The organism is Kitasatospora sp. NPDC051170 (assembly GCF_044455705.1).
Lineage (GTDB): Bacteria > Actinomycetota > Actinomycetes > Streptomycetales > Streptomycetaceae > Kitasatospora.
Genome location: NZ_JBITFA010000010.1, coordinates 1 through 15484, shown reverse-complemented (window position 1 = coordinate 15484; position 15484 = coordinate 1). Strand labels below are relative to the sequence as shown.

The 15484-nt window shown below is 73.9% G+C and carries 13 protein-coding genes; 7 read left to right on the top strand and 6 right to left on the bottom strand.

What is annotated here, in order from left to right; all coding sequences use genetic code 11:
• The first annotated feature begins 164 nt into the window (after positions 1 to 164).
• Positions 165 to 1178 carry a DUF2332 domain-containing protein gene (locus ACIBCA_RS21100; RefSeq protein WP_396284472.1) on the top strand — a complete coding sequence of 338 codons (1014 nt, stop codon included), beginning with the start codon at positions 165 to 167 and terminating at the stop codon, positions 1176 to 1178.
• 65 nt (positions 1179 to 1243) lie between these two features.
• Here ACIBCA_RS21100 and ACIBCA_RS21095 read toward each other — a convergent pair whose 3' ends face one another.
• Complete coding sequence (locus ACIBCA_RS21095) at positions 1244 to 3619, bottom strand: FtsX-like permease family protein (protein WP_396284471.1); 2376 nt, start codon at positions 3617 to 3619, stop codon at positions 1244 to 1246.
• Positions 3616 to 4356 (bottom strand): ABC transporter ATP-binding protein, encoded by a 741-nt coding sequence (locus ACIBCA_RS21090; protein WP_396284470.1) that lies wholly within the window; start codon positions 4354 to 4356, stop codon positions 3616 to 3618. Before ACIBCA_RS21090 ends, ACIBCA_RS21095 begins: the two co-directional genes overlap by 4 nt.
• Before the next feature lie 265 nt (positions 4357 to 4621).
• Here ACIBCA_RS21090 and ACIBCA_RS21085 point away from each other — a divergent pair, with 265 nt between their 5' ends.
• The 5 genes from ACIBCA_RS21085 to ACIBCA_RS21065 all read left to right on the top strand — a co-directional run bounded on the left by ACIBCA_RS21085 (position 4622) and on the right by ACIBCA_RS21065 (position 8962).
• Positions 4622 to 6091 carry a histidine kinase gene (locus ACIBCA_RS21085; protein WP_396284469.1) on the top strand — a complete coding sequence of 490 codons (1470 nt, stop codon included), beginning with the start codon at positions 4622 to 4624 and terminating at the stop codon, positions 6089 to 6091.
• On the top strand, positions 6043 to 6690 hold the full coding sequence (locus ACIBCA_RS21080) for a response regulator (RefSeq protein WP_396284468.1): 648 nt from the start codon (positions 6043 to 6045) through the stop codon (positions 6688 to 6690). Before ACIBCA_RS21085 ends, ACIBCA_RS21080 begins: the two co-directional genes overlap by 49 nt.
• A 70-nt stretch (positions 6691 to 6760) precedes the next feature.
• Positions 6761 to 6835, top strand: a complete 75-nt coding sequence (locus tag ACIBCA_RS21075; RefSeq protein WP_396284728.1) for a putative leader peptide — start codon at positions 6761 to 6763, stop codon at positions 6833 to 6835.
• A 140-nt stretch (positions 6836 to 6975) separates the two neighbouring features.
• Positions 6976 to 8019 (top strand): isopenicillin N synthase family dioxygenase, encoded by a 1044-nt coding sequence (locus ACIBCA_RS21070; protein ID WP_396284467.1) that lies wholly within the window; start codon positions 6976 to 6978, stop codon positions 8017 to 8019.
• 193 nt (positions 8020 to 8212) lie between these two features.
• Positions 8213 to 8962, top strand: coding sequence for a MerR family transcriptional regulator (locus ACIBCA_RS21065; protein WP_396284466.1), 750 nt, complete (start codon positions 8213 to 8215; stop codon positions 8960 to 8962).
• 32 nt (positions 8963 to 8994) lie between these two features.
• On the opposite strand, the gene ACIBCA_RS21060 is transcribed toward ACIBCA_RS21065, so the two are convergent.
• The 4 genes from ACIBCA_RS21060 to ACIBCA_RS21045 are packed head-to-tail and all read right to left on the bottom strand — an operon-like array spanning position 8995 to position 14800.
• Positions 8995 to 11184: a 3-hydroxyacyl-CoA dehydrogenase NAD-binding domain-containing protein gene (locus ACIBCA_RS21060; protein WP_396284465.1), complete on the bottom strand. Its 2190-nt coding sequence runs from the start codon at positions 11182 to 11184 to the stop codon at positions 8995 to 8997.
• A 29-nt stretch (positions 11185 to 11213) separates the two neighbouring features.
• Positions 11214 to 12428 carry an acetyl-CoA C-acetyltransferase gene (locus tag ACIBCA_RS21055; protein ID WP_396284464.1) on the bottom strand — a complete coding sequence of 405 codons (1215 nt, stop codon included), beginning with the start codon at positions 12426 to 12428 and terminating at the stop codon, positions 11214 to 11216.
• Between the two features lie 57 nt (positions 12429 to 12485).
• Positions 12486 to 13628 (bottom strand): acyl-CoA dehydrogenase family protein, encoded by a 1143-nt coding sequence (locus ACIBCA_RS21050; RefSeq protein WP_396284463.1) that lies wholly within the window; start codon positions 13626 to 13628, stop codon positions 12486 to 12488.
• Between the two features lie 2 nt (positions 13629 to 13630).
• Complete coding sequence (locus ACIBCA_RS21045; RefSeq protein WP_396284462.1) at positions 13631 to 14800, bottom strand: CaiB/BaiF CoA transferase family protein; 1170 nt, start codon at positions 14798 to 14800, stop codon at positions 13631 to 13633.
• Positions 14801 to 14948: 148 nt separating this feature from the next.
• On the opposite strand from ACIBCA_RS21045, the gene ACIBCA_RS21040 reads away from it, so the two are divergent.
• Positions 14949 to 15233: a hypothetical protein gene (locus ACIBCA_RS21040; protein WP_396284461.1), complete on the top strand. Its 285-nt coding sequence runs from the start codon at positions 14949 to 14951 to the stop codon at positions 15231 to 15233.
• The last annotated feature ends 251 nt before the right edge of the window (positions 15234 to 15484 follow it).

The following is a 15484-nucleotide window of genomic DNA, read 5'->3' as shown; positions in this document are numbered from 1 at the left end:
GGATCGGGAGTTGTGCGGCTTCCGGAGGTGTTCGTTCCGGTGGCCTCACTCTCGCGGGGCCCGGGTTAGCGATCGTCCAGCGGATGGCAAAGGGATGACCAAGCCATGGCCAAGGTCGATCCAATTCTGTTTTCGGGAAAGGAAGTTCGAGGGGAATGGGAACGATGGACAGTGGCGTTGAGGGCCTCTACCGGCGCTTCGCCGTGAACGAGGCGCACGGCAATTCGGCGGCCTACGAGGACCTCGCCGAACGCCTGGCCGGGGACGGGCGGTTGATCGAACTGCTGGAGCAACTGCCGGAGGCCAAGCGGCAGCCGAACCTGCTGTTCGGCGCCGTCCGGTTCCTGGGCGGGCCGGTGACGGAGGGCTGGCCGGAGTTCCGGGCGTGGGTGGAGGCGCACTGGGCCGGGATCGCGGCGACGATGCGCGAGCGGAGCACCCAGACCAACGAGGCCGGGCGGTGCGCCACCCTGCTACCGCTGCTGGCCTCGCTGCCGCAGCCGCTCGCGCTGATCGAGGTGGGCGCCTCGGCGGGGCTGTGCCTGTATCCGGACCGGTACCGGTACCGGTACTCCGTCGAGGGCGAGGCCCTCGGGGAGTTCGGGGCCCCCGTGTACGCCGGGACCCCCGGTCCGGTCACGCTGCGCTGCGCGGTCAGCGGGCCGGCGCCGGTGGACGCGGAGTCCGTCAAGCGCATGCCCGAGGTGGTGTGGCGGGCCGGGATCGACCTCAACCCGCTGGACGTCCGCTCCGAGGACGACATGCGCTGGCTGGAGGCACTGGTCTGGCCGGAGCAGACCCATCGGCTGGAGCGGCTGCGCGGCGCCGTGCGGATCGCCCGGGCCGAACCTCCGCACCTGGTGCGCGGCGATCTCAACGCGGCGGTACGGGAGTTGGTGGCGAAGGCGCCGGAGGGGGCGACGCCGGTGGTATTCCACAGCGCCGTACTCGCCTACCTGACGCCGCAGGCCCGGGAGGACTTCGCCGCGACCATGCGCGAACTGCCCGGCCACTGGATCTCCAACGAGGCCCTCCCCGTGCTGCCGACCGTCGCCGAGCGCCTCCCCCGCCACGCCGCCCCGGCCCGCACCGGCCTGTTCGTCCTCGCCGTGGACGAACGACCGGTGGCCTTCACCGGGCCGCACGGGCAGTCGCTGGACTGGTTCGGCGAGGGCTGACGGGGGCCGGCGGGCGCGGCTCGTAGGAGCCGGGCCCGCCCTGCCCGCGCCCCCGCCACTCCCCGTCACTCCGTCCGCAGGGCCGTGACCGTCCGGGTCCGGGCCGCCCAGAGGGCGGGGAGGGCGGCCCCGAGCAGGGCCAGCAGCAGGCCGCCGAGTATCAGCGGCCCCACCACCGAGGGGTCGAAGACGGTGAGGTCCGAGTCGGGTACGCCGATGCCGGCGGCCTCGGCCATCGCGGGCATGACCTGGTGGTGCACCAGGATGCCGAGCGGGACGCCGATCAGGCCGGCGATCAGTCCGCTGCCGCAGACCGAGGTGAGGACCATGCCGACCGTCTGCCGGGGCGACATGCCGAGCGCCTTGAGCACGCCGAGGTCGTGCACCCGCTCGCGGGTGTCCAGCAGGACGGTGTTGAGCACCCCGAGGCCCGCGACCGCGATGAGCAGCAGGGTGAGCGTCCCGGCCAGGGTGTTCATCGCCAGCATCACGATGCTGAGGTGGCCCCCGCCCGGCTCGGCCGCCAGGCCCAGCGGCTTGACCTCGGCGTCGAGCCCGTCCGTGTAACCGTGGACGTCGGTGCCGGGGGCGAGGTCGATGTGGAAGGAGACGGCCTCGCTGTGGACCGGGTCCCCCAGCGGGGCGAGCGTCGCCCGGTCGAGGTAGACGAGGTCGTTGCTCGCCAGCACCTCGCCGGTGATCGTCGCCCGGGTGGTGCGGCCGTGGTCGGTGAGGGTGACGGTGTCACCGACCTTCGCCCGGTTGGCCCGGAGGTAGGCGGAACCCGCCACGAGCTCCCCCGGGCCCCGGAACCAGCGGCCGGTGACCATCTGGTACCCGTCCCAGGAGGCGTCGCCGGTGAAGGCCGTCACCTGGGAGCGGCCGGTGTCGCCCGCCAGGGCCGCCGAGGACGGCACGGTGCTGTACCAGGCGCGGGTGCCGGGGCGGCCCTGGACGGCCCGGACCACGGCCGCCTCGTCCACGTGGTCGGGGGCCTTGTCGGCGTCGAAGGGGACGTCGACCATGACCGTGCTGGAGCGTCCGGCCGCCAGGCCGTCCTGGACGGTGCCCAGGGAGAGCGTCAGCCCGACGCAGAGGGTGACCCCGACCGTGCCCAGGACCACGGCGGCGACCGTGGTCGCCGAGCGGACCGGCCGGTTGAGCGGGCTCGCCAGCCCGAGGCTCAGGGCGCGCGGCCCGGGGAGCCCGTCGATCCACCCCCGCAGGCCCCGGCCCCGCGAACCCCGGCCCGGGGCGCCGAGCGCCCCTCCCCCGGTGTCGCCGCCCGTGGCCCGGCCGACCGCGAGCGCCTCGACCGTGCGCAGCCGCCCGGCCCGGAGCGCGGGCACCAGCGCCGTGCCCGTCACGGCCGCCAGCGCGGCGAGGGCCACCACCACGTCCACCCAGGCGGGGATGCCGAGCAGGCCCCCGCTCAGCGCCTTGTGGGCCATTCCCAGGACGGGCACCGAGAGCAGGTTGCCGAACAGCACGCCGAGCGCCGTGCCGATCCCGGCGGGGACCAGCGCCTGCCCGACGTAGGCGCGGGCCACCTGGGCCGGGGTGAAGCCCAGGGCCTTGAGGACGCCGATGCGCCGGGTGGCCGCGCTGACGGCCCCGCTGACCACCACGCCGATGATCAGCACCGACAGGGCGAGGCCCAGCACCCCGAAGGCCGTGACGAAGGGGACGAAGGTGGAGGCCGTGCGGTCGGCCTCCGTCCGGACCGGGAGGTAGGAGGTGACCTTGGTGAGGGCGCCGCCGGGGACGGCGGCGGCGAGCGCGTCGCGGTCGGCCGCCACCTCGGCGTCGGTGTCGGCCCGGGCGAAGCGGTACAGGTACTGGGAGGCGGGCGCCGTGCCGGGCGCCGTGAGCCCGGCGACCTGCTCGGGGGCGATCCAGCCGTCCGCGCTCCAGGAGACGGAGTCGGCGATGCCGACCACCTTGAGCACGGGCTGCCCCGGAAGGTCCGGGAAGCGCATGCCGTCGCCGACGGTGAGCGGGGAGTGCCCGTTCAGGAACACGACCTCGCCGGGGCCCGCGACCCACCGGCCCCTGACGATCCGCAGGCCGTCCATCGGGCCGTCCTGCGCCCTGCCGACCAGCGTCATCGGCGGGAGCAGGCTGCCGGAGGGCGGGATCGTGGTGTCGGCGGCGCGCGGCTGGAGGGTGAGCGCCGGGTACGGGCCGGCCGAGGCCGTCACCCCGGGCGCGTGCGCCGCCGCGGCGAGCTGGGCGGGGCTCGCCGACGGGGCGTACAGCGCGTTGAGGTGTGCGCCGTGCTGGTCCTCGAAGGAGTGCTGGTTCGGCGCCCGGGAGGCGACCAGCAGCCCGAGGGCGAGGACGCAGGCCGCCACGGACGTCATCGTGGTGAGCACCATGACCAGGGTCTGCACCCGCTTGCGGCCGACCCCGGCGCGGACCACCTTGCTCAGGGCGCTCATCGCACCGCCCCTTCCTGCGGCGCCGGCTGCGGCTGCGCCGACTCCGGCCCGGCCGCCGTGTCCCGGACCAGCCGGCCGTCGAGCAGCTCGATCGTCCGGCGGGCGCAGGCTTCGGCGAGCGCGGTGTCGTGGGTGACCAGCAGGATCGTCTGGCCCTCCGCGTTGAGCCCCCGCAGCAGGTCGCGGACGTCGGCGGCGGAGGCCGTGTCCAGCGCCCCGGTCGGCTCGTCGGCCAGGAGCAGCGGCGGACGGTTCATCAGGGCCCGGGCCACGGCGACCCGCTGGCGCTCGCCGCCGGAGAGCCTGCCCGGCAGCGCGCCGGCGTGCCGGTCCACCCCGAGCCGCTCCAGCAGCTCGGAGGCCCGCGCCCGGGCCTCGGCCCGGCCCATGCCCGCCAGTTGGGCCGGGAGCAGCACGTTGTCCGCGACCGTCAGGTCGTCCAGCAGGTTGAAGAACTGGAACACCATGCCGATCCGGGTGCGCCGGTACTCGGCGAGCGCGGCCTCGCCGAGCGCGTGGACGCCCACGCCGTCGACCTCGACGGTGCCCTCGCTGGGGCGGTCGAGGCCGGCGATCAGGTTCAGCAGGGTGGACTTGCCGCTGCCCGAGCGGCCCAGCACGGCCAGTGCCTCGCCCGCCCGGACCTCCAGGTCCAGCCCGGCCAGGGCGGGGCGGCCGGCGTCGGACCGGTCGTACGTCCTGCCGACGCCGCGCATCCTGATGATCGGCGCGTTCACGTGCCCTCCAAGATCGTGGGACCGGCTCCGGAACTCCGGGCCGGCTGACGGGATATGACGCTACGTAGTCGAGCGGGTTCGTCGACAGCCGCTTGAACGGTGTCTCGGAGGTGTATCCAGATACACCCCGAACTGGGTGTTCAGACCTAGAGCGTTCGACCGTCGCAGCCGTGCAGACTTGGCCACCGACGGATCGGGAACCGGGCTCACGGGGGCTCAGGGATCACGGCTCCGGGCCGCCGCCCGGGGCTGGAAAGGAGGAGCCGTGACGGTGGAGACGCTGACGCCGAGCCTGCCCGGCAGGGTCGTGCGGCAGGCCGGCCGGGCCCTGGTGGACGGGGTCCGGGCCTGGTACGCGGTGACGCTGGCGGTGGTGGGGCTGGTCGCCCTGCTGGCCGGTCCGGTGCTGCTGGCCGCCGCCCTGTTCGGGCCCGACCAGTCGGAGCCGAGCAGGGCGTTCGGCGGCCCGCTGATCCTGGTGGTGCCGTTGGGGCCCGCCGTCCTGTGGGCGCTGAGCTGGGCCACCGGGGGCGGCGGCCGGGCGCTCGGGGCCGTCCTGTTCGCCCCTGGCTCGCTCGCGGTGATGGCCACCCACCTCTACGGCGGCGCCCCGCCCGGCGGCCGGTCGGTCTCGTTCTGGCTGGCGCCCGCGATGGTCGTGTTCGGGCTGCTGGGGGCCCGCTGGACCGCGGCCGAGACCAGGCGGGTCGTGGGGCGGTGGAGCGGGCGGCCGGTGCCGGCGCCCTACCGCCGCCCGCCGGGCGAGGCCGGCCCCTGGCGGCGGCTGCGCACCGGCGGCTGGCTGACGGACCCGGCCACCTGGCGGGACACCGCCTGGGTGCTGCTCTCCGGCTGCACGGTGCTGTTCACCGCCGCGGTCGTCCTGCTGGCGCCGTTCGGCCTGGAGGTGTTCGGCCGCGGCGGGCGGTTCCTCGCGATCGGCCCGATCTACTCGATGGGCCTGTCCATCGCCCCGGTCGCCGCGCTGTGGGCCGCGCCGCCCGTGCTGCGGCTGCACGAACGGGGCGCCCGGGCGCTGCTCGGCCCGACGCGGGAGGCCGAGCTCGCCCTGCGGGTCAGCCACCTGTCCAGGACGCGGGCCGACACCATCGACGCCGGGGCGGCCGAGCTGCGCCGGATCGAGCGGGACCTGCACGACGGGGCGCAGGCCCGGCTGGTGGCCCTGGGCATGCTGCTCACAGTGGCGGAGCAGCTCAAGCACGACCCGGAGGCGATCGGGCCGCTGCTGGAGGAGGCCCGGCTCTCCTCGGTGAAGGCGCTGGGCGAGCTGCGGGACCTCGTCCGGGGCATCCACCCGCCGGTCCTGGCCGACCGGGGGCTGGCCGACGCGGTGGAGGCCACCGCGCTGGACCTGCCGCTGCCGGTCACCTTCTCCGGCGGCCTGCCCGACAGGGCGCCCGCCCCGGTGGAGTCGGCCGCCTACTTCGCGGTGACGGAGCTGCTGGCGAACGTGGTGAAGCACGCGGGGGCCTCGCACGTGTGGATCGAGATAGGGCACAGTGACGGGCTGCTGCGGATATCGGTCACCGACGACGGGCGCGGAGGCGCCGACCCGTCCCGGGGGACGGGCCTCAGCGGAACCGAACGCCGACTGGCCGCCTTCGACGGGGTGCTCGCGATCAGCAGCCCGTCCGGCGGGCCGACCATCGTGAACCTGGAGATCCCGTGCGCGTTGTCATCGCCGAAGACCTCTTCCTCCTCAGGGACGGCCTGACGAGGCTGCTGGAGGCCAGCGGCATGAAGGTCACGGCGGCGGTCGAGACGGGCGAGGAGCTCCTCGCCGCGGTGGCGGCCGACCGGCCGGACATCGCGGTGGTCGACGTCCGGCTGCCGCCGACCTTCACGGACGAGGGTCTGCGCGCGGCCCTGACGGCCCGCCGGGAGCACCCGGGCCTGCCCGTCCTGGTGCTGTCGCAGTTCGTGGAGCAGCTGTACGCCCGCGAGCTGCTGGCCGGCAGCACCGGCGGGATCGGGTACCTGCTCAAGGACCGGGTGCTGGACGGCGCCAGCTTCATCGACGCCATCCGGCGCGTCGCCCAGGGCGGCACCGCGATGGACCCGGAGGTGATCACCCGCCTGCTGACCCACAACTCCTCCGCCGGCCCGGTCTCCACCCTCTCCCCCCGGGAACGGCAGGTGCTGGCGCTGATGGCGGAGGGCCGCTCCAACGCGGCGATCGCCCAGCAGCTGGTGATCACCGAGCGGGCGGTGGCCAAGCACACGGCGTCGATCTTCGTCCGGCTCGACCTCCAGCCCTCCGACGACGACAACCGCCGGGTGCTCGCCGTCCTGGCCCACCTCAACAACGCCTGACACGGACGGGAACAACAGCTGACATGCACGGGGCTCGCCCGCGCCGGAAGCGGTCACATAGGCTGGTGACGTGCTCATCCTTGTTCGACGCCGCCACGTGGACCTGCTCCGCGTGGCCAGCATGTCCTGTCGACGCTCCAGCTGAACCTCGCACCACCACCCTCAACGGCGGCTCCGGCCGCCGCCACCACCCGGTCCCCGGGGCATCCGCCGCACCAGGCGCCCGCCCCGCCCACCCCCGGTCGACCACCGGGCAGGACCGGGACGAGACAGCGGATGCCACCCATGACGCAGCAGTACACGCCCATACCCGATTCCGGCCTCGACGCCCTCCCGGTGATCGACCTCTCGCTCGCCGAGGGCACCCCCGAGCAGCGCCGCCGACTGCACGACGAGCTCCGCGCCGCGGCCACCGGCGTCGGCTTCTTCCAGCTCGTCGGCCACGGCGTCACCCCGGAGGACACGACCGCGCTGACCGACGCGATGCGCGCCTTCTTCTCCCTCCCCGAGGCCGACCGGCTCGCGGTCAGCAACCTCAACTCCCCGCACTACCGGGGCTACACCCGCACCGGCGACGAGCGCACCGGCGGCAGCCAGGACTGGCGCGACCAGCTGGACATCGGCGCCGAACTGCCCGCGCACGTCCCCGGCGCCGGGGAGCCCCCGTACTGGTGGCTGGAGGGGCCCAACCAGTGGCCCGAGGCGCTGCCGGAGCTGCGCACGGCCGCGCTCGGCTGGATCGACCGCCTGGGCGACGTCGCCCGCAGGCTGCTGCACGAGCTGCTCGCCTCGATCGGCGCCAGCCCCGACTTCTACGACGACGCCTTCGCCGGCCACCCCCACCTGCGCCTCAAGCTGGTCCGCTACCCGGGCACCGCCCCGGACGGCGCCGGCCAGGGCGTCGGCGCCCACAAGGACTACGGCTTCATCACCCTGCTGCTCCAGGACACCGTGGGCGGCCTCCAGGTGGAGCGCTCCGACGGCAGCTTCCTGGAGGTCCCGCCGATGCCGGGCGCCTTCGTCGTCAACCTCGGCGAACTGCTGGAAGTCGCCACGGACGGCTACCTCAAGGCCACCAGCCACCGCGTGGTGAGCCCGCCCGGCGCCCGCGAGCGCTTCTCCGTCCCGTTCTTCTACAACCCCCGCCTCGACGCCCACATCGAGCCGCTCGAGTTCCCCCACGCCCACCACGCCCCCGGCGCCACCGAGGACCCGGACAACCCCCTCTTCGCCGACTTCGGCCTCAACGAGTGGAAGGGCTACACCCGCGCCCACCCCGAGGTCACCCGCCGCCACCACGCCGCCCTGGCCGGCCCGGCCGCAGGCTGAGCGGAGCGTCCCGCCCGCTGATCACCCACGGCCCCGCGGGCCGATCACCGGTGGACCGCCCCGGTGGGCGCTGTCACACTTCTGCTGTCACAGCAGCGGTGTGACAGCGCCGCCCCGAGGCGGCGCCCGGTGGTAGCGGACCGCGACAGCGGACAGCGGACAGCGACGGCAGCAGCAGACGGGGGACGGCACCATGGGCGGCGAGGCGCGGCTGACGGTGGACGAGTTGGCGGCGCGGGCCGGGGTGACGGTGCGGACGGTGCGGTTCTACGGGACGAAGGGGCTGCTGCCGCCGCCGGAGCTGGGGCCGCGGCGGGTGGGGTTGTACGGGGCGGCGCACCTGGACCGGCTGGAGCTGATCGAGGAGTTGCAGCGCCAGGGGCTGACCCTGGCCGCGATAGAGCGCTACCTGGCCCGGCTGCCGCAGGACAGTTCGCGGCTCGACCTGGCGATACACCGGGCGCTGGTGGCCTCCTGGACCCCGGGCGCGGCCGAGGAGCTGGGCCGGGCCCAGCTGGAGCGCCGGGCGGGGCGCGGGCTGTCGGAGGAGCAGGTCGAGCGGCTGGTGGCGATGGGCGCGCTGGAGCGCACGGAGGACCCGGCGCTGTTCCGGGCGGACCCGGGCCTGCTGCCGCTGGGGGTGCGCATCCTGGACGTGCCGATCCCGCTGGAGACGCTGCTCGCCGCCCGCGCCGTCGTGGTGGAGCACAGCCGGGCGACGGCCCGGGAGCTGCAGCGGCTGTTCCGGGAGACGGTCTGGAAGCCGTACCGGGAGAGCGAGCCGGACGAGCGGGACCTGGCCCGGATGAAGGCGCTGACCGACCACATCCAGCCGATGGTGGCCCAGGCCCTGGTCACCGCGTTCCAGCGGTTCCTGAGAGAAGAACTCGGTGAAGAGCTGGGTGGGACCGCCCGGGAGGCGGCCCCACCGGCGACGACGTGAGGACTACGTGAGGACGACGTGAACCGAACGGGTCAGCCCCGGTCGGTGAAGGTCCGCCCCTCCGCCGCGATCCGCTCCAGCAGCGCGGGCGGCGCGAACCGCTCGCCGTACGCGGCGGCCAGCTCGCGGGCGCGGGCCGCGAATCCGGCCGGGCCGCCCTCGTAGCCGTTGATGTACTGCAGGACGCCGCCCGTCCAGGCGGGGAAGCCGATGCCGAGGATCGAGCCCACGTTGGCGTCGGCCACCGAGGTCAGCACGCCCTCCTCCAGGCAGCGCACCGAGTCCAGCGCCTCGCTGAACAGCATCCGCTCCTTGAGGTCCTCGAACGGGGCCTCCTCCGCGGAGGCGACGGACGGCCCGCCGAAGTGCTCGAGCAGCCCGGGCCAGAGCCGCCCGCGCCGGCCGTCCTCGCCGTACTCGTAGAAGCCCGCGCCGCCGCTGCGCCCGGGGCGGCCGAACTCGTCGACCATCCGGTCGATGACCGCGTCGGCCGGGTGCGGCGTCCAGGTGCCGCCGGCGGCCTCGACGGAGAGCCGGTACTCGTCGCGGATCTTGCGCGGCAGCGTCAGGGTGAGCTCGTCCATCAGCGAGAGCACCTTGGCCGGGTACCCGGCCTGGGCGGCGGCCTGCTCGATGGAGGCGGGGTGGATGCCCTCGCCGACCATGGCGACGCCCTCGTTGAGGAACTGGCCGATGACGCGCGAGGTGAAGAAGCCGCGCGAGTCGTTGACCACGATCGGCGTCCGGTCGATCCGGCGGACGAGGTCGAAGGCGCGGGCGAGGGCCTCGTCCCCGGTCTCGGGGCCGCGGATGATCTCGACCAGGCGCATCTTGTCGACGGGCGAGAAGAAGTGCAGGCCGATGAAGTCCGCCCGCCGCTCCACGCCTTCGGCGAGCCGGCCGATCGGCAGGGTGGAGGTGTTGGAGCAGAGCAGCGCGTCGGGGGCGACGACGCCCTCGATCTCCTGGAACACCTTGTGCTTGAGCTCGGTGTTCTCGAAGACGGCCTCGATCACCGCGTCGCAGCCGGCCAGGTCGGCGGGGTCGGCGGTGGGGGTGATCAGGGCGAGCAGGGCGTCGCGCTTGGCCTCGGTGGAGCGGCCGCGCGCGATGGCCTTGGTCAGCAGCCCCTCGCTGTACGCCTTTCCGCGCTCGGCGGCCTCGACGCTCACGTCCTTGAGGACGACCTCGATGCCGGCCTTGGCGCAGGTGTAGGCGATGCCGGCGCCCATCATCCCGGCGCCGAGCACCGCGACCCTGCGCACCTGCCGCTTCTCGACGTCCTTCGGGCGCCCGGCACCGGAGTTGACGGCCTGCATGTCGAAGAAGAGGGCCTGGATCATGTTCTTGCCGGTCTGCCCGCAGGCCAGCTCGGTGAAGTAGCGGGCCTCGATCGTCATCGCGGTGTCGACGTCGACCTGGGAGCTCTCCACGGCGGCCGCGAGGATGTTGCGCGGCGCCGGGTAGGGGGCGCCGTTCAGCTGCTTGCGCAGGTTGGCGGGGAAGGCGGGCAGGTTGGCGGCGAAGGCGGGGGTGGCCGGGGTGCCGCCGGGGATCCTGTGCCCCTTGACGTCCCAGGGCTGGACGGCGGCCGGGTTCGCCTCGATCCAGGCCTTCGCCCGGGCGGTCAACTCCTCGGGGGTGTCGACGAGTTCGTGCACCAGGCCGTGCTCCAGGGCCTGCGCCGGGCGGTACTGGTTGCCCTGCAGGAGGAACTTGAGCAGGGCGTCGGTGATGCCGAACAGCCGCACGGTGCGGACGACTCCGCCGCCGCCCGGCAGCAGCCCGAGGGTGACCTCGGGGAAGCCGAAGCGGGCGGCCGGGTTCCTCAGGGCGATCCGGTGGTGGCAGGCGAGGGCGAGTTCGAGGCCGCCGCCGAGCGCGCTGCCGCCCATGGCGGCGACGACCGGCTTGCCGAGGGTCTCCAGCCGGCGCAGCGAGCGCTTGATCCCCATGGACTTCTCGAAGACGGCAGCGGCGTCCTCGGGCCGGGCGGCGGAGAGCAGCTTGAGGTCTCCCCCGGCGAAGAAGGTCTTCTTGCCGGAGGTGACCACCACGCCGCGCAGCGCGTCGCCGAGGCCCGCCAGCCGTTCGACGACGGCCTCGAAGTCGGCGGTGAAGGCGTCGTTCATGGTGTTGACGGACTGGGTGGGGTCGTCGAGGACGAGGATGACCACGCCGTCCTGGTCCTGCTCCCAGCGGATGGTGGTGGTGTCGCTCATCAGGTGGCTCCAGATCTGGGAGGGGCGGGTCAGACGCGCTCGACGACGGTGGCGATGCCCATGCCGCCGCCCACGCAGAGGGTGATCAGGCCGTAGCGCAGGTCGCGCCGCTCCAGTTCGTCGACGACGGTGCCCAGCAGCATCGCGCCGGTGGCGCCGAGCGGGTGGCCGAGCGCGATGGCGCCGCCGTTGACGTTGACCTGCTCGTGGCTGAAGCCCATCTCCCGGACGAAGCGCAGGGCGACGGCCGCGAACGCCTCGTTGATCTCGACCAGGTCGATGTCGGCGGCGGTGAGCCCGGCCTTGGCGAGGGCCTTGCGGGTGGCGGGGGCGGGGCCGGTGAGCATGATGGTCGGCTCGGAGCCGGAGACGGCGGCGGAGACGATCCGGGCGCGCGGGCGCAGCCCGTAGCGCTCGCCGACCTCGCGGTTGCCGATGGCGACGAGGGCGGCGCCGTCGACGATGCCGGAGGAGTTGCCGGCGTGGTGGACGTGGTCGATGGCCTCGACCCAGTGGTACTTCTGCAGGGCGACGGCGTCGAAGCCGCCGGCCTCGCCGATGGCGGCGAAGGAGGGCTTGAGGCCGGCGAGGGTCTCGACGGTGGTGCCGGGGCGGATGAACTCGTCGCGCTCGAGGACGACCAGGCCGTTGCGGTCGCGCACGGGGACGACGGAGCGGTCGAAGAGGCCGTCGGCCTGGGCCTTGGCGGCTCGGGCCTGGGACTCGGCGGCGAAGGCGTCCACGTCGGTGCGGGTGAAGCCCTCGATGGTGGCGATGAGGTCGGCGCCGATGCCCTGGGGGGCGAAGTTCGTCTCGTAGGCGGTCATCGGGTCGGCGAACCAGGCGCCGCCGTCGGAGGCCATCTTCACCCGGGACATCGACTCGACGCCGCCGGCGAGGACGAGGTCCTCCCAGCCCGAACGGACCTTGGCGGCGGCCATGTTGACGGCCTCCAGACCGGAGGCGCAGAAGCGGTTCTCCTGGACGCCGGCGACGGTGTCGGGCAGGCCCGCCGCGACGGCGGCGATGCGGGCGATGTCGGAGCCCTGGTCGCCGATCGGGCTGACCACGCCGAGGACGATGTCGTCGATCGCGGCCGGGTCCAACTCGGGGTGGCGGGCGCGCAGTTCGCGGATGAGGCCGACGACGAGGTCGATCGGCTTGGTGCCGTGCAGCGAGCCGGTGGCCTTGCCCCGGCCGCGCGGGGTGCGGATCGCGTCGTAGACGTACGCTTCGGTGGTCACGGTGGAACGCCTTTCGGGGCAGGGGGGTTGAGCGGGGGATCGGCCGAGGGAGGACGATCAGCCGAGGATCGAGCGGCCGACGATCTCCTTCATGATCTCGGTGGTGCCGCCGTAGATGGTCTGGATGCGGCCGTCGACGAACGCCCTGGCGACCGGGAACTCGTTCATGTAGCCGTAGCCGCCGTGCAGTTGGAGGCAGCGGTCGGCGGTGCGCTTCTGGAGTTCGGTGGCCCACCACTTGGCCATGGAGGCGTCGGCGGGGGTGAGCGCGTAGCGGTTGTGCTCGGTGATGCAGCGGTCGACGAAGGCGCGGGTGACGGCGCACTCGGTGGCCAGTTCGGCGATCTCGAAGCGCACGTGCTGGAGCTTGGCGAGCGGCCGGCCGAAGGCTTCGCGCTGCTTGACGTACTCCGTGGTGATCTCGACCAGGTACTCGGCGCCGGCGATCGCGGCGGCGGCGATGGTGAGCCGCTCCTGGGCGAGGTTCTGCATCAGGTGGACGAAGCCGCCGTTGAGCTCGCCGAGCAGGTTCTCCTTGGGCACCCTGACGTCCTGGAAGAACAACTCGGCGGTGTCCTGGGCCTTCTGGCCGATCTTGTCGAGGTTGCGGCCGCGCTCGAAGCCCGGCGTGCCGCGCTCTACCGCCAGCAGGCTCAGCCCACGTGCGCCGCCCTCGGGGGTGGTGCGGGCGACGACGATCACCAGGTCGGCGAGGATGCCGTTGGAGATGAAGGTCTTGGCGCCGTTGAGCAGGTAGTGGTCACCGTGGTCGACGGCCTGGGTGCGGATGCCCTGGAGGTCGGAGCCGGTGCCGGGTTCGGTCATCGCGATGGCGGTGATCAGCTCGCCGCTGCAGAAGCCGGGCAGCCAGCGGCGCTTCTGCTCCTCGGTGGCGAGGGAGGTCAGGTACGGGCCGATGATGTCGTTGTGCAGGCCGATCGCGAGGCCGGAGGCGCCGGCGCGGGCGAACTCCTCGGCCAGCACGGCGGCGTAGCGGAAGTCGGGGGTGCCGCCGCCTCCGTACTCCTCGGGGACGGCGGGGCCCAGCAGGCCCTGGCGGCCGGCGGCGAGCCAGGCGGAGCGGTCGACGATGCCGGCCTTCTCCCAGCGGTCGTAGTGCGGCAGGACCTCCTTGGCAAGGAACGCCTTGACGGTGGCCCGGAAGTCCTCGTGCTGCTCGGTGAAGATGTCCCGCTGCAACGCTACTCTCCTTGATCTGCTGCGGAGTCGAGAGATGTCACGCCCCAGTCGCGGGCCACCTCGGCGGTGTCCGCGCCCGGCCGGGCGGGCGGGCGGCGCAGCGCGCCGGGGGTGGCGGAGAAGCGCGGGGCGGGCGCGGGCTGGGTGACGCCGTCGGCCTCGACGTAGGTGCCGCGGGCCGTCAGGTGCTCGTCGGCGGCGGCCTGACGCATCGTCAGGACGGGTTCCACGCAGGCGTCGGTGCCCGCGAAGCGGGCCTCCCACTCGGCGCGGGTGCGGGTGGCGAAGCGCTCGGCGATGCGGGTGCGCAGCTCGGGCCAGCGGGCGAGGTCGTACTGGCCCGGCGCGTCGGGGCCGAGCTCCAGCAGGCGGGCGAACTCGGCGTAGAAGCGCGGTTCCAGCGCGCCCACGGCCAGGTGTCCGCCGTCCGAGGCCCGGTAGATCGCGTAGAAGGGGGCGCCGCCGTCCAGCAGGTTGACGCCGCGGCGGTCCTGCCAGTGGCCGGCGGCGAGCAGGCCCCACAGCATGCTGCCCAGGTGCGCGGCGCCGTCGACGATCGCGGCGTCCACGACCTGTCCGGTGCCGGTGGCGCGGGCGTGGTGCAGCCCGGCGAGCAGGCCGACGACCAGGTAGAGGGAGCCGCCCGCGTAGTCGCCGAGCAGGTTGGCCGGGATGCCGGGCGGCTCGGCGGCCCCGCCGGGGCCGGCGACCAGGCCGAGGACGCCGGCGACGGCCGCATACCCGAGGTCGTGTCCGGCGGTGGCGGCCCGGGGGCCGTCCTGGCCCCAGCCGGTCATCCGCCCGTAGACCAGCGCCGGGTTGCGGGCCAGGCACTCCTTCGGCCCCACGCCGAGGCGTTCGGCGACGCCCGGGCGGTACCCCTCGATCAGGAGGTCGGCGCGCTCGACGAGGTCCAGCACCAGGCCGGGGCCGTCGGGCGCCTTGAGGTCGACGAGCACCGAGCGCTTGTTGCGGTTGGTGACGTCGTTCGCCGGGTCCGTCCCCAGCGGCGAGGGCTCGGGCCGGTCGACGCGGACCACGTCGGCGCCGAGGTCTCCCAGCAGCATCGCCGCGAAGGGCCCGGGCCCGATCCCGGCCAGCTCCACCACCCGCACCCCGGCCAACGGCCCGGGCGCGGCGGGCCGTTCCGGCGTTGCGCTCGTGTCACGCACTGGCTGCTGGGCCCTTCCGACGGGGTTTGACAGTAAAGCTGTCACACTCGCGATGATAGGGAAGCGACCCGCCGGTAACAAGCCCTCCCGCCAGCCCCGTTCGGGCCCGCCGGATCGCCCCGGGAGGGCATTGACGAACCCTTGACGTATGGCGTCCGTCAAGACCCGCCCCGCCCCCGAGGAGGGCCGCGACGAGGCGCGGGCGACCACCGCGGACAGGCCGAGGGCGAACAACGTGTTCGTCCTCGGACGTGCCCAGAGGGCCGCCCCCGGAACGCTCGTCGCCTCCTGCCGGGGAAAAGACGTCTACTTCACCGTCGACGGCGGGTACGACGCGCCCGACGTCACCTGGTGGTTCCCCGACCAGCGCGCGTTGAGGGATCAGTTCGTGATCGCCGCAGGCAGGATGCTCGGCTGCGAGCCCTTCGCCTAGGCCCTCTCTTTCGGATCTTGCCGGGCGGTCGCCGCCGGGGCACGCACCTCGTCGGCTTCTCGTCAGTCGCCGATGCTCCGCATGGACTCCCTCCTCGGCGCCGCCGATGCACGCACCCCAACGACGCCCGCTGACCCGACAAGATCCGAAAGAGAGGGCCTAGGGGTCGTCTTCAAAGCTGATCAAGTGATGAGGGATCATGTCCGCCATGGTGCGTCGTCATGAGCTTTCGGATGCCGAGTGGGCTGTGC

Coding starts and splice junctions, on each gene's coding strand:
- ACIBCA_RS21100 (WP_396284472.1), top strand. CDS start 165: ATGGACAGTGGCGTTGAGGGCCTCTACCGGCGCTTCGCCGTGAACGAG.
- ACIBCA_RS21095 (WP_396284471.1), bottom strand. CDS start 3,619: ATGAGCGCCCTGAGCAAGGTGGTCCGCGCCGGGGTCGGCCGCAAGCGG.
- ACIBCA_RS21070 (WP_396284467.1), top strand. CDS start 6,976: ATGACGCAGCAGTACACGCCCATACCCGATTCCGGCCTCGACGCCCTC.
- ACIBCA_RS21065 (WP_396284466.1), top strand. CDS start 8,213: ATGGGCGGCGAGGCGCGGCTGACGGTGGACGAGTTGGCGGCGCGGGCC.
- ACIBCA_RS21060 (WP_396284465.1), bottom strand. CDS start 11,184: ATGAGCGACACCACCACCATCCGCTGGGAGCAGGACCAGGACGGCGTG.
- ACIBCA_RS21040 (WP_396284461.1), top strand. CDS start 14,949: ATGGCGTCCGTCAAGACCCGCCCCGCCCCCGAGGAGGGCCGCGACGAG.